Here is a 13,638-nt window from a genome sequence, read left to right as displayed (position 1 = left end):
TCCCCCGACGACCCTTCAAGACCCAGAGGTCCCAGTGCGTATTCTCGTAATCGAAGACAACAGCGACATCGCAGCCAACCTTGGCGATTACCTCGAGGATCGGGGGCACACGGTCGACTTCGCTGCTGACGGCGTGACCGGCCTGCACCTGGCCGTGGTCCACGAGTTCGACGCCATCGTGCTGGACCTCAACCTGCCGGGCATGGATGGCATCGAGGTCTGCCGCAAGCTTCGCAACGAAGCACGCAAGCAGACCCCGGTGCTGATGCTCACCGCGCGTGATTCGCTGGACAACAAGCTGGCCGGTTTCGACTCGGGCGCCGACGACTACCTGATCAAGCCGTTCGCGCTGCAGGAAGTGGAAGTGCGGCTCAACGCCCTGTCGCGCCGCGGCAAGGGCGTGCAGACCCGGGTGCTGGAAACCGGCGACCTGGAATACAACCTGGACACGCTGGAAGTGCGTCGCCAGGGCAAGCTGCTGCAGCTCAACCCGACCGCGCTGAAGATCCTGCAGGCGCTGATGGAAGCCGCTCCGGCGGTGGTGACCCGCCAGGAACTGGAAACCCGCGTGTGGGGCGAAGAGCTGCCCGATTCCGATTCCCTGCGTGTCCACATCCACGGCCTGCGCGCGGTGGTCGACAAGCCGTTTGAAGTGCCGCTGATCCAGACCCGCCATGGCATCGGATACCGCATCGCTACCCCGGAAGCCTGATTCGGTGGCAACCCGGGGGGATCGTCGGCGCACGCCCTATCGGCGGCGCCTGCGCAGCCGCATCATCGTCTCGTTCGTGTTGCTGGGCTTCTGCCTGACGACACTGTTCGCGTTCGCCACCAACTGGGCCCGCATGCGCGTGGAAACCCAGCTGGTGGAAGACGTGATGAACCGCAACATCGACGAGTACGCGCGCCGGTACTACGAGGACCCGCTGCGCAGCCCCGACCTGCCGGTGCAGCAGATCCGCGCATTCGCCTACCCCAAGGACAAGTTCGAGCGGGTGCGGGAAGAGCGCGCGCAGTGGGCAGCATTCAACGACGGCATCCATACGGTCACTGGTGACGAGCACGGTGAGCAGTATTCGTACAAGCTGGCCGTGCGCAAGACGCCCGACGCCTGGTTCTTCCTCGCCTATGACATGACCGACAGCGTGCGTGGTGGGCAGCAGCTCAACCGCGCGCTGGTGCTGTCGGTGCTGGTGTTCAGCCTGTTGTCGCTGGTGCTGGGCTGGTGGTCGGCGTCGAAGGTGATGAAGCCGGTGTCCGACCTGGCGGCACGGCTGCGCGCCTACCGTGGTGGCACCAGCGATCCCGAGCCGTTGGCACCGCGCTTCCCTGATGACGAAGTGGGCCAGCTGGCGCAGGCGCTGGATGACTATTCCTCGCGCCTGACCGAGGTGGTGCAGCGCGACCGTGAGTTCAATGCCGATGTCAGCCACGAGCTGCGCACGCCGCTGGCGGTGATCCGTGGTGCGACCGAGCTGCTGCTGACCCGGCCCGGGCTGGACGAGAAGGTGCTGCAGCGCCTGCAGCGCATCCAGCGTGCCGAACAGCAGTGCAGCGATCTGATCGGCGCCTTGCTGCTGCTGTCGCGCAACGAGCGCGGGCAGGGCACCAGCAACGTGGCGCGCGTGGCCGAGCAGCTACTGGATGCGCACCGTGCGCAGCTGGGTGGCAAACCGCTGGACCTGGTGCTGGAAGGCGAGCGTGACCTGGTGATCGACGCCCCCGAGGCGGCGCTGTCGGTGGCGCTGGGCAACCTCATCGGCAACGCGGTGAAGTACTCGCAGGATGGCAGCGTGCGCGTGCACGTCAGCGCCAACGCGGTATCGGTCACCGACAGTGGCCCGGGCCTGAGCGAAGAGGATGCGGCCAAGCTGTTCCAGCGCGGCTACCGCGGCACCCATGCCGGGCATTCGCAGGGCGGCGGTATCGGTCTGTCGATCGTCAGCCGTCTGTGTGATCTGTATGGGTGGCAGGTCAGCGTGCGCCCCGGTGGCGACCGCGGTGTCATTGCCACGTTGACGTTCTCGCCGAAGCCGCTTTGATGCGGGCATCCACGCAGGGCGTGGATCTGCTCGTTGCCCCGCTCTGGTACATGCCAACCTTGGTTGGCATTGCCCCGCTCGGGTAGGTGCCAACCTTGGTTGGCAATGTCCCGCTCGGGTAGGTGCCAACCTTGGTTGGCATCAATGCAGTCGAGCACGGCTCGACTCTACAATTGCCCTCATCCACGCATGGCGTGGATCTACTGACGTAAGTGGCGTGCCTGGGCGCTCCGCATCCCGCGTTCCATCGCGCGCATCCCCACGCCCGTAGCTGCCCTGACGCATTTGCCTCCTGACAATCGTCCGTGCGAATGGCCAGATGCCCCGTCATCCGGGAGGAGCACTGCCATGTCACACCGTACCCTTTATCCCAACCTGCACCAGCTGCTCGGCGACGCCTCCGAGCTGCTCTCCACCGAGGTCGCCGAACGCATCGAGCGCCTGCTGGGCAAGCCCGGCGACCTGATGCCGATCCTGCAGGAGCGCCTGGAGGCCGACAAAGCCACCGAAGAGGCCGCCCAGCGCGCCGGCCTGACCGCCCAGCCATCGGGTACCGTCGCCAACCTGCGACGCACCGTGGCCGGCATCGGCACGCTGACCCGGGTGATGCATGCCGCGCACATCGCCCGTACGCACGGCGGCCCGCTGCAGGCCGTTCCGCCGGAGACCATGGAAGGGCTGATGCTGGCCGCCCGCGAACTGAGCCGCCATGTACAGCAGCAGCTGTACGCCGAACGCATCCGCGGCGAAGCAACCCTTCAGTAGCGCCGAGCCCACGCTCGGCTGCCTTGTGGTGGATGCGGACAGTTGGTCCGCATTGCCGTTGCTCTCATCCACGCATGGCGTGGATCTACTGGGCCTTCGGGTCGCCGGGAATCGGGGTCGAGGTGCCCAGCGCCTCGATCACGTACAGCCGCTTCACCAGCACATACAGCACCACCGTCAACGGCGCGGCCAACAGCACGCCGGCCGGGCCCAGCAGGGCACCGATGCCGAACAGCGAGAACAGCAGCAGGGCAGGGGGCAGGTCCACCGCGCGCTGCTGGATGAGCGGCTGCAGCAGGTGCCCTTCCAGCTGCTGCACCACCACGAACAGCGCCACCGTGGCCAGGGCGATTTCCGGGCTGACCGTGAAGGCCAGCAGGATGGCCGGCACGGCGGCCAGGATCGGGCCGACGATCGGTACGAAGTCCAGCAGCGCGGTGATGATGCCCAGCCCGAAGGCCACCGGTACGCCCAGCGCCCACAGGCCCAGGCCTGTGAGCAGCCCGACCACGGCCATGGCCAGCAGCTGGCCGCCCAGCCAGGCCTTCAGTGCATGGCCACTGGCGTCCAGAGCGTCATCCACCGCCGGGCGCTGCCGCGTCGGCAGCAGTTTGAGCAGCCCTGTGCGGTACAGCGTGGGCTGCGCGGCAAGATAGATGCCGCCAATCAGCACCAGGAACAGGTCCGCCACGCCACCGGTCGCCGACATCGCCAGCGACCCGGCGCGAGCGGCCATGGTCGATACGCTGGATTGCGCGTTCTGGGTCAGCTCGTGGACGGTAGGCCCCGCCGGGCTGTCGGCCAGCCAGGTCTGGAAGTTCTCCCATGCGGCCGGCAACGTCTGCCGCAGCGTGGCCACCTGCGCACCCAGCTGCGAGCCGAACAGCCACATGGCCAGCCCGAACAGCACCGCCAGCAGCACCACGGTCAGGCCCAGCGCCCAGCCCTCCGACAGGGGCGTGTAGCGCAGCACCATGCCGACGATCGTGCGCAGCAGGGCGGCGACCACGACGGCCCCGAAGATCAGCAGCATCAGTTGCGACAGCTTCCACAGCAGCAGGCCCAGCGCGATCAGCGCCAGGGTGACCACCACGCGGGCGGCGTAGGAGCGGAGGGAGGCAGAGGGCACGGGCAATCTCACAGGCAGGCGCAATGACAGGCGCAGGACCATAGCGGGGCGCGTGAGAAGGTGGTGTGTGTCTGCGGAGTTACCGCGGCCGCGCGATGCCCGCGTCAGCGCGCAGACAGCGCCAGATAGCGTGTGTGCAGCGCTTCCACCTGCGCCTGCAGGTCATCGGGCTTTCCATCGTTCACCACCACATCGTCCGCCAGCGCCAAGCGCTGCGCGCGACTCGCCTGGGCGGCAATCATCTGGTCGGCCAGCGCCGCATCAATGCCGTCGCGCTGCATCAGCCGGGCGTGCTGCACGGCCTCGGGGGCATCGACCAGCAGCACCCGGTCCAGCCAGGGGTAGGCCGTGCGGCCGCCCACCTCAGTCAGCAGCGGAATGGCCGCCAGCGCATAGGGGCTGGCCGCCTGTTCGCATTGCTGCTGCATCAACCGGCGGATGGCCGGGTGGGTGATCGCCTCCAGCGCGGTCCGCTCGGCAGGGTCGGCAAACACATGGGCCCGCAGCCGCGCCCGGTCCAGGCTGCCATCGGCCTGCAGCATCTGCGCGCCGAAGCGCTCGGCGATGGTGGCCAGGGCGGGGCTGCCGGTGGCAACCACCGCGCGGGCGGCCAGATCCGCGTCGGCCACCACGATCCCCAGCGCCTCGAAGCGCCGGGTCACTTCGCTCTTGCCGGCGGCGATGCCACCGGTCAGGCCCACCACATAGCGGCTCATGGCGGTGCCGTCAGCGCAGCCCGCTCATGACCAGGTACTGGTTCACCAACGGCTCGCCCCACATGAAGTACAGCCAGCCGGCCAGCGCCAGGTAGGGGCCGAACGGGATCGGCGTGGCCTTGTCGCGGCCGCGGGCATACAGCCACAGCGAGCCGATGACGGCCCCCAGCACCGACGACAGCAGGATGATGGGCAGGATGCCCTTCAGCCCGCACCACGCGCCCAGTGCAGCCAGCAGCTTGGCATCGCCGCCGCCCATGCCGTCGCGGTTCTTGATCAGCTTGTAGGCCTTGGCCACCAGCCACAGGATGAGGAAACCGGCGGCCGCACCGATCAGCGCCGGTTTGGCGGGCATGTACAGGTTGTCCATGCTGCCCACCAGGCCCAGCCACATCAGTGGCAGCGTTATCTGGTCCGGCAGGTACTGGGTGCGCAGGTCGATGCCCGACAGGGCAATCAGGAAGCAGGTCAGCACGATGGCGCCGAAGCCCTGCCAGCCGAAACCGAACTGCCACACGCAGGCCAGCACCATCACCGAGGTGAGCGCCTCCACCAGCGGGTACTGGATGGAGATGGGAGCCTTGCAGTGGCGGCACTTGCCGCCCTGGACGATCCAGCTGAACAGCGGGATGTTCTCGTACCAGGACAGCTTGTGCTTGCAGTGCGGGCAGTGCGACGGCTCGACCACGATGCCCGGTGGAGGCGGGTCATAGATATCCGGCTGCTCCAGGACCTCACGCGCGTCGCGCTTCCACTCCCACATGATCCGCTTGGGCAGACGCAGGATGACGACGTTGAGGAAACTGCCCAGTAGCAGCCCCAGGGCGGCCGCAGCGGGATAGCCGAGGCCGGGATGCTGGTCGAGAAATGCCATTGTTACCTTTAGCCGACGACGGCGCCGAGTTTGAAGATGGGCAGGTACATGCCGATGACCATACCGCCGACGATGGTGCCGATGAACACCATGATCATCGGCTCCAGCAGGCTGCTCAAGGCATCCACAGCATTGTTGACTTCCTGCTCATAATACTCGGCCACCTTGAACAGCATGGCATCCAGCGCGCCGGCCTCTTCGCCGATGCCGGTCATCTGGACCACCATATGCGGAAACAGGTTGGTCTGCTTCATGGCCATGTTGACCGGGTAGCCGACCGACACGTCATCACGCATGCGCAGGACCGACTCCTCATAGACCTTGTTGCCGGTTGCGCCGGCAACGATGCCCAGCGCCTCCACCAGCGGCACACCGGCCTTGAAGGTCACCGCCGTGGTGCGAGCGAAGCGGGCGATGGCGCTGTTGTTCATGATTTGCCCGATCACCGGCACCTTAAGGATCAGGCGATCCATGGTGTGCTGCATCTTAAGTGATCGTTTGTACGCCATGACGAAGCCCACAGCGGCGCCAGCCGTGACAATGGCGATCAACCACCACCACGACACCATGAACCGGGACAGGTTGACAATCAGCTGGGTGAAGGCTGGTAGTTCCGCCCCGAAGCTCTTAAACACGTCTTCAAACTGCGGAACGACAAAGATCAGCAGGATAGCGGAGACCAGCAACGCTACTACAACGACCATCGCCGGATAGAAGAGTGCCTTCTTGATCTTGCCCTTCAACGCTTCGATGTTCTCTTTGTACGTAGCCACCGTGTCCAGAACGGTTTCGAGTACGCCGGCGCCTTCACCAGCGCGCACAAGGTTGCGATACAACTCGTCAAACTGTACCGGGTACTTGCTGACGGCCTCGTACAGCGACGAGCCACCCTCGATGTCGGTGCGGATACCGTCGACCATCTTCTTCATGCGCGGGTTCTTATGACCGCTGCCAATGATGTCCAGTGCCGAGACGATCGGCACGCCGGACTTCATCATCGTGGCCATCTGCCGACTGAAGAAGGCAATGTCTTTCGGGCTGACAGGCTTGCCGGCTTGGCCGAAGAGCGGTTTCGGCTTGAGCTTGACCTGGCCGGGGTTTATGCCCTGCCGGCGAAGCTCAGCGCGGACCAGATTGGCATTCTTGGCCATCTGCTCGCCCTTCATCTTCACGCCCCGCTTGTCGGTCCCCACCCAGACAAACGGCTGCAGATCCATGGTGCTTCGCGCCACGGGCTCTTTCTTGATCGCACTGCGACTGACTGACATGTTGGCTCCCCAAGGCCCGCCATCCCCAGGCGGGCATCATGACCGGGGATGTTAGCCGGTTCCGGGGCATCCGTGGGGACCGCCAACGTGACGTGCCGCAGGGTTTCTGGCGTACCGGGGCAGGAGGTGACGCACTGCGTCACATTGACGGGTCCATCGCATTTCCTGTTCAGGGGGCTTCCCATACAAGAAATTGCTGCCATCATTGGCGCCGGGGAAATCCAGGGGGAGGCGTGCCGGGGTTGGCACGCAACCTGCGTTGATCCACCCGCAGGGCGCAGGACCCGCTCAGCCGGCCATCGGCCGGACCGCTCCTTCGCACTGAACTCAACCACCATCTATCTTGGGGATGTACACATGAAGAACCAGAAGGGCTTCACCCTTATCGAACTGATGATCGTCGTTGCGATCATCGCCATCCTGGCCGCCATCGCTCTGCCGGCTTACCAGGACTACACCGTCCGCGCTCGCGTTTCGGAAGGCCTGACGCTGGCCTCGGCAGCCAAGACCATCGTGGCTGAAAACGCCAGTAATGGTGCTGCTGATCTCGCACAGGGCTACACCTTCGACGCCGCCACTGCTGGCACCAAGAACGTCGACACCATTGCTGTGGACGATGGCACTGGCGTGATCACCGTCACCATGCAGGACAACGCCAAGGCCGTTGAATTTACCCTGACCCCGGAAAGCGGTGGTGCTGCTATCGCGGCTGGCACCGTGCCGGACGACGTGATCACTTGGAAGTGTGAAGTTTCCGCTGCAACCAACAACAAGTACGTGCCGGCCGAGTGCCGCGTCTAATACTTGATTGTTGCGCGCCATCTTCGGCGCGAAAGAAGTGAAGTTGGGCCCCTAGCCGCAAGGAAAGGGGCCTTTCTTTTAGGTTTTATTTTCAGCGCAGGCCGCAACGCCCTTGGGGGGAAGGAAGAATGGAGAGCAAAGGTTTCACGTTGATCGAGCTGATGATCGTCATAGCGATCGTAGCGATTCTGGCTGCAATTTCACTCCCGGCCTACCAAGATAACGTCATACGCGCGCGTGTTGCCGAGGGCCTTGTCAGCGCCGGATCGTTCAAGTCGCTGGTCGCCGAGAATGTTGCGACAGTTGCAGCTCTGGACGCGACCGCTTGCAACAATATGGAAGGAATTAGCGGTGCCACCAAGAATGTTGCCTCGATCGAATGCGAAGACAATGGTGTGCTGAAGGTCACCACGACCGATCGTGCCGGCTCAATCGTGCTTTTGCTGACGCCCGCACTGGGAGGTGATGCGACAATTGCTTGGGCATGCTCGTTGCAGAGCGGTGCGCAGCGCCACGCCCCAGCAGAGTGTCGCGGCTGAAGAAGGTGGGGCTCACGTTATTGCAGTGTCGGGCCGGATTTGCTGCATGCGCAATGCGGCTATGATGTCTGAACGTCTACACTGGTAGTGAAACTGGCAGTGATTGTCGGAGGGGACTGAGGCTTGCGGCATTGTTCGCGCCGTCAGTCGCTTGTTCCAAATTATTGAGGCCGCTTGCGCGCGAGGCCGCGCGCAAGCACTGTTCGCTTAGCCGTCCAGGAATCACATGAACACAGCCCCCCCCACCGCCAACCTCGTCGGCATCACCGGCCTGGCCCGCCGCCTGGTCCAGGACGGCGCGCTGGATGAAACCGCCGCCCGCGACGCCATGGCCAAGGCCGCGGCCGCCAAGCAACCGCTGCCGACCTGGTTCGCCCAGAACAAGCTGGTCAGCGCCTCCCAGTTGGCCGCCGCCAACGCGGTCGAGTTCGGCATGCCGCTGTTCGACGTGTCCACGTTCGACGCCAGCCAGAACGCCATGTCGCTGGTCAGCGAAGAGCTGCTGCGCAAGCACAACGTGCTGCCACTGTTCAAACGCGGCGGCAGGCTGTTCGTCGGCACCAGCAACCCGACCCATTCGCTGGATGAGATCAAGTTCCACACCAACCTGGTGGTGGAGCCGATCCTGGTCGATGAGGACCAGATCCGGCGCACGCTGGAACAGTGGCATGCCAGTCACGACACGCTGGGCGATTCGCTCGGTGGCGATGACGATGGCATGGCCAACCTCGACGTCTCCGGCGGCGACGAGGACATGTCCAGCAGCGACAGCGGCGTGGACGCCAAGGGCGATGACACCCCGGTCGTGAAGTTCGTCAACAAGGTGCTGGTCGATGCGATCCGCAAGGGCGCGTCGGACATCCACTTCGAGCCCTACGAAGATGATTACCGCGTGCGCCTGCGCATCGACGGCCTGCTGAAGATGGTCGCGCGCGCGCCGGTGAAGTTGAACCAGCGCATCGCTGCGCGCCTGAAGGTGATGGCGCAGCTGGATATCGCTGAAAAGCGCGTGCCGCAGGACGGGCGCATCAAGCTGAACCTGTCCAAGAGCAAGCAGATCGACTTCCGCGTCAGCACCCTGCCGACGCTGTTTGGCGAGAAGGTGGTGCTGCGTATCCTCGATGGCAGCGCGGCCAAGCTGGGCATCGACAAACTGGGTTACGAGCCGGAGCAGCAGAAGCTGTTCCTGGAGGCCATCCACAAGCCGTACGGCATGGTGCTGGTGACCGGCCCGACCGGCTCGGGCAAGACGGTGTCGCTGTATACGGCACTGGGCATTCTCAACGACGAGACGCGCAACATCTCCACCGCCGAAGACCCGGTGGAAATCCGCCTGCCCGGTGTGAACCAGGTGCAGCAGAACAACAAGCGTGGCATGACCTTTGCCGCTGCGCTGCGCTCGTTCCTGCGACAGGATCCGGACATCATCATGGTCGGCGAAATCCGCGACCTGGAGACGGCCGAGATCGCGATCAAGGCGGCGCAGACCGGTCACATGGTGCTGTCCACGCTGCATACCAACGATGCGCCGCAGACCATCGCGCGCCTGATGAACATGGGCATCGCGCCGTACAACATCACCAGTTCGGTGACGCTGGTGATTGCCCAGCGCCTGGCGCGTCGCCTGTGCAGCAACTGCAAGCGGCCGGCCAACCTGCCCGCGCATGCGCTGCTGGCCGAAGGCTTCACCCAGGAGCAGCTGGATGCGGGCATCGACCTGTATGAGGCCGTGGGCTGCGATGAGTGCACCGAAGGCTACAAGGGCCGTACCGGTATCTACCAGGTGATGCCGATGACCGACGAGATTTCGACGATCATCCTGGCCGGTGGCAACGCGCTGCAGATTGCCGAGGCGGCACAGGCGATCAAGGTGAACGACCTGCGCCAGTCGGCGCTGAAGAAAGCGGGTGCCGGTGTGACCAGCCTGGCCGAGATCAACCGCGTCACCAAGGATTGATGCGGTGCGGGGTCAGAGCCCTTTCCTGCGGAAAGGGATCCGACCCCGGTAGATCCACGCCATGCGTGGATGGCGGGGATAATCCGCCAACCAAGGTTGGCATCTACCAGAGCAGGACCTGCCGGCCCTTACTCCATCCCCAGCTTTTTCAGCTTGTAACGCAGCGCGCGGAAGGTGATGCCGAGCTGCGCGGCGGTCCGCGTCTTGTTCCAGCGGTTCTCTTCCAGCGCGCGCTGGATGGCGCTGCGCTCGAGCTGCTCGATGTAGGAGGGCAGGGCGGCGCTGCCGGGCTGCAGGTCGACCACGGCCTCGGGAGCGGCGGGGGCGCCGGGGGTGCGCGGGGCATGCTGCGGCAGGCGCAGGTCATCGGCCCCGATGCGGTCTTCCTCGGCCAGGGCCAAGGCGCGCTCCAGGATGTTTTCCAGTTCACGCACGTTGCCGGGGAAGCCGTACTGGCCCAGCGCGTCCAGCGCCGAGGGCGCCAGCAGCGGGGTGGGGCGACCGTGGCTGCGGGCCAGCCGGGCCAGGATCGAACCGGCCAGGTCCGGCAGGTCCTGGCGGCGCTCGCGCAGCGGCGGCACCTTCAGTTCAATCACGTTGATGCGGTAGTACAGGTCGTGGCGGAAGCGGCCGTCCTCGACCAGCTCGGCCAGGTCCTTGTGGGTGGCCGACAGGATGCGCACATCCACCGGTTCCTCGTTGGGTGCACCCAGCGCACGTACCGATTTCTCCTGGATGGCGCGCAGCAGCTTCACCTGCATCTGCAGGGGCAGCTCGGCCACTTCATCCAGGAACAGGGTGCCGCCGTGCGCGGCCTGGAACAGGCCCGGCTTGTCGGCGTGGGCACCGGTGAAGCTGCCCTTGCGATGGCCGAAGAATTCGCTCTCCATCAGTTCGGTGGGGATGGCACCGCAGTTGACCGGAATGAATGGCCCGGCCGCACGCGCGCCCTGCGCGTGGATGGTGCGCGCGACCAGTTCCTTGCCCACCCCGGATTCGCCCAGGATGTAGACCGGTGCCTGGCTGCGGGCAACCTTGCCGATGGTGGTGCGCAGCACATCCATGGCCGGCGAGTCACCCAGCAGGCGCGCGGCCTGTTCGGTGGCAACGGCAGGGGCCGGGCGCTCGCTGTTGTTGAGTTCCAGCGCGTGCTTGACCAGGCCGCGCAGCACGCTGATGTCCACCGGCTTGCTGACGAAGTCGAACGCGCCGGCCTTCAGCGCCTCCACCGCCAGGTCCATGCTGCCGAAGGCGGTGATCATCGCCACCGGCGTGCGCGGGTAGTGCTGGGCGATCTCACTGACCAGTTCGATGCCGTTGCCGTCGGGCAGCCGCATGTCGGTGATGCACAGGTCATACGGATTGCTGGCCAGCAGTTCGCGGGCTTCGGCGAGGTTGGCGGCGGTGCTGATGCGCAGGCCCATGCGGCCAAGGGTCAGCACCAGCAGTTCGCGGATGTCGCGTTCGTCGTCGACGACGAGAGCGCTGCGGGTTTCATTCATGGGCGGACACGATAAACGAGGGGGCTGGATGCGACAAATGTTTGACGCGGCGGATCAGTGTGGAAGCAGGGTGTGCGGGCCGGGCAGGACCAAGCGGAAGCACGAGCCCCCGGCCGGCACGGGGATGTAATCCAGCCGCGCCTGGTTGGCCCGGCACAGCTCGCGGGCGATATACAGCCCCAGGCCGGTGCCATGCTCAGAGGTGGTGAAGAAGGGGCGGAACAGCTGCGCGGCCACCGCCTCGGGAATGCCGGGGCCGCGGTCCATCACGTCGATCACCGCGCTGCGCTCGTGCTGGGCCACGCGCAGGCGCACGCGCGCCGGCTGCTCGCCGATGCGGCCGTACTTCAGCGCGTTGTGCACCAGTACGGTCAGCACCTGGTAGAGGTGGCGGGTGTCGACCAGCGCGGGTACGGAGGTGTCGTTGATGATCGGCTCGATGCTGTCGGTTTCCAGCGTCTGGCCCTGCTTGTACTCCAGCACGAAGCGGCGCACGAAGGCGGCCAGGTCGACGTTTTCGGGGGCGGCGCGCTCGCGCCGGGCCAGGCCCAGCACGCTTTCGACGATGCCATTGGTGCGCTGGCACTGCTGGTGGATGATCTGCAGCAGGCGGCGGTCGCTTTCGTTGAAGCCGGTGCCTTCTTCCAGCAGCTGCACGGCGTAGTTGATGGCCGCCAGCGGGTTGCGGATCTCATGGGCCAGGCTGGCCGAGAAGCGGCCCATCGCCGACAGGGTCAGCGATTCGGCGCGGCGCGAGACCACGCTGGAATCATCCAGGAACACCAGGGCCAGCTCGCTGCCGGCCAGCAGGCGGGCGAAGCGCGGCTGCACCTCGGGCTGGTCGGGGTTGAGCTGCAGCGGCATCTCGTCCTGGGCCCAGCCATTGCGCCAGCGGGTCAGGCGCCGGGCCAGCTCGGGGGCAACGCTGGACAGGTCCAGCTGGCCGCTCTCGCCGACGCCCTCGTTGTCGCCCAGCAGCAGGGAGGCGGCCTCGTTGGCCAGGGTGATGCGGTTGTCGCCATCGACGACGATCACGCCGGTACGCATGCGACGGATGATCAACTCGTTGATCTGGAACAGGTTGGCCACTTCATCGCCGCGCTGGTTGGCCAGCTGCTGGTTGCGGCGCGCGCGGTTGCCCACCTGGTAGCTGATGAAGGCCAGGGCGAGGTAGCTGGTAGCGAACATGGCCAGTTCGGCCAGGGTGCGGGTCGGGTCGCCGCCTTCCAGCACCTTCCACAGGTACTCGGCGGCGGTGGCGACGCTGGCGGCCAGGGCCAGCACCAGGCCCCAGCTGAGCGGCAGCAGGGTGGCGGCGGCGGCAATGTTGAACAGCAGCGACATCGAGATGCCGGCGCTGGCACCGGGCAGGGCGTGGGACAGCAGGCTGGCGGCGATGATGTCCAGCGCCACGCCGGTGACCACGATGGGCAGCAGCCAGCGTTCGCTGCGGCCCACCACCAGCAGCAGCAACGACAGCGCCAGGTAGGCGGTGCCGACCCCGTAGGCCAGGCGCGGGTGGTGCGCCTCGCCGACCATGGACGAGAGCGGGCTGAACAACAGAGCGGCAATGACCGAGGCGATCAGCACGCGGTACAGCGCGAAGAAATACAGCTCACGCCGTGGAATCGATTCGATACGGTCGATCAACGAAGCACTGGGTGACACGCCGGAACTCCCCTTCTGGCTGCCTGGAACTGGGTTTGACGGCGTTGGCCTTGCAGCGTACCCGACTTTCCCCCGATCGTCGGACCCGCGCTTTGTCCCTTGTAGAGTCGAGCCATGCTCGACTGCTTCATGCGTCAGTCGAGCAAGCTCGACTCTACCTCTACGCGACGGCACCCAGTATAGGCGTGTGTAAGCGTTTTCCTGCGCAGTCGGCCCCCAGCGGGCGGCGGCGGGCACCCTGCCGGGGCGCTGCAACTGCCTGAATGGCGGCGGAAATCTGCCCGGGTCTGGCCTTTTGTCCCTGCGTCTTTGCGCCCCGGCGCTGGCTCGGCCACAATAGTGGGCCCGCCGCGGTCCATGCCGGCGCCCCGCCGGGG

General features: G+C 65.7%; 12 protein-coding genes. 6 read left to right on the top strand and 6 right to left on the bottom strand.

Annotated elements, in window-relative coordinates:
- Positions 1-34: 34 nt before the first annotated feature.
- From VER16_RS17630 to VER16_RS17620, 3 genes are all read left to right on the top strand, one after another.
- A complete protein-coding gene (locus tag VER16_RS17630) occupies positions 35-712 on the top strand; it encodes a response regulator transcription factor (RefSeq protein WP_005410804.1) in 678 nt (225 codons plus the stop codon).
- Complete coding sequence (locus tag VER16_RS17625) at positions 675-2,042, top strand: HAMP domain-containing sensor histidine kinase (RefSeq protein WP_324810243.1); 1,368 nt, start codon at positions 675-677, stop codon at positions 2,040-2,042. The genes VER16_RS17630 and VER16_RS17625 overlap by 38 nt, the downstream gene beginning before the upstream one ends.
- A gap of 348 nt (positions 2,043-2,390) precedes the next feature.
- The gene (locus VER16_RS17620; RefSeq protein ID WP_324810241.1) at positions 2,391-2,807 is read left to right on the top strand and encodes a hypothetical protein; all 417 of its coding nucleotides are present in this window, start codon (positions 2,391-2,393) and stop codon (positions 2,805-2,807) included.
- An 85-nt stretch (positions 2,808-2,892) separates the two neighbouring features.
- On the opposite strand, the gene VER16_RS17615 is transcribed toward VER16_RS17620, so the two are convergent.
- The 4 genes from VER16_RS17615 to VER16_RS17600 all read right to left on the bottom strand — a co-directional run bounded on the left by VER16_RS17615 (position 2,893) and on the right by VER16_RS17600 (position 6,794).
- Positions 2,893-3,936 carry an AI-2E family transporter gene (locus VER16_RS17615; RefSeq protein ID WP_324810239.1) on the bottom strand — a complete coding sequence of 348 codons (1,044 nt, stop codon included), beginning with the start codon at positions 3,934-3,936 and terminating at the stop codon, positions 2,893-2,895.
- Positions 3,937-4,040: 104 nt separating this feature from the next.
- Positions 4,041-4,652, bottom strand: coding sequence for a dephospho-CoA kinase (gene coaE, locus VER16_RS17610; protein WP_324810237.1), 612 nt, complete (start codon positions 4,650-4,652; stop codon positions 4,041-4,043).
- A gap of 10 nt (positions 4,653-4,662) precedes the next feature.
- Positions 4,663-5,526, bottom strand: coding sequence for an A24 family peptidase (locus tag VER16_RS17605; protein ID WP_324810235.1), 864 nt, complete (start codon positions 5,524-5,526; stop codon positions 4,663-4,665).
- An 8-nt stretch (positions 5,527-5,534) separates the two neighbouring features.
- A complete protein-coding gene (locus VER16_RS17600) occupies positions 5,535-6,794 on the bottom strand; it encodes a type II secretion system F family protein (RefSeq protein WP_324810232.1) in 1,260 nt (419 codons plus the stop codon).
- 357 nt (positions 6,795-7,151) lie between these two features.
- Between VER16_RS17600 and VER16_RS17595 the strand changes: the two genes are divergently transcribed.
- The 3 genes from VER16_RS17595 (at position 7,152) to pilB (ending at position 10,091) form a co-directional block, all read left to right on the top strand.
- Positions 7,152-7,595 (top strand): pilin, encoded by a 444-nt coding sequence (locus VER16_RS17595; protein ID WP_324810229.1) that lies wholly within the window; start codon positions 7,152-7,154, stop codon positions 7,593-7,595.
- A gap of 128 nt (positions 7,596-7,723) precedes the next feature.
- Positions 7,724-8,134, top strand: coding sequence for a pilin (locus tag VER16_RS17590; RefSeq protein WP_324810227.1), 411 nt, complete (start codon positions 7,724-7,726; stop codon positions 8,132-8,134).
- Positions 8,135-8,360: 226 nt separating this feature from the next.
- Complete coding sequence (gene pilB / locus VER16_RS17585) at positions 8,361-10,091, top strand: type IV-A pilus assembly ATPase PilB (RefSeq protein ID WP_324810225.1); 1,731 nt, start codon at positions 8,361-8,363, stop codon at positions 10,089-10,091.
- Positions 10,092-10,219: 128 nt separating this feature from the next.
- Here pilB and VER16_RS17580 read toward each other — a convergent pair whose 3' ends face one another.
- Positions 10,220-11,593: a sigma-54 dependent transcriptional regulator gene (locus VER16_RS17580; protein ID WP_324810223.1), complete on the bottom strand. Its 1,374-nt coding sequence runs from the start codon at positions 11,591-11,593 to the stop codon at positions 10,220-10,222.
- Between the two features lie 54 nt (positions 11,594-11,647).
- Positions 11,648-13,261, bottom strand: a complete 1,614-nt coding sequence (locus VER16_RS17575; protein WP_324810220.1) for a sensor histidine kinase — start codon at positions 13,259-13,261, stop codon at positions 11,648-11,650.
- Between the last annotated feature and the right edge of the window lie 377 nt (positions 13,262-13,638).

The organism is Stenotrophomonas sp. (assembly GCF_035634915.1).
Classification (GTDB): domain Bacteria; phylum Pseudomonadota; class Gammaproteobacteria; order Xanthomonadales; family Xanthomonadaceae; genus Stenotrophomonas.
Note: the sequence above shows the minus strand (reverse complement) of the source record. Positions and strands in the feature narration are given on the sequence as shown.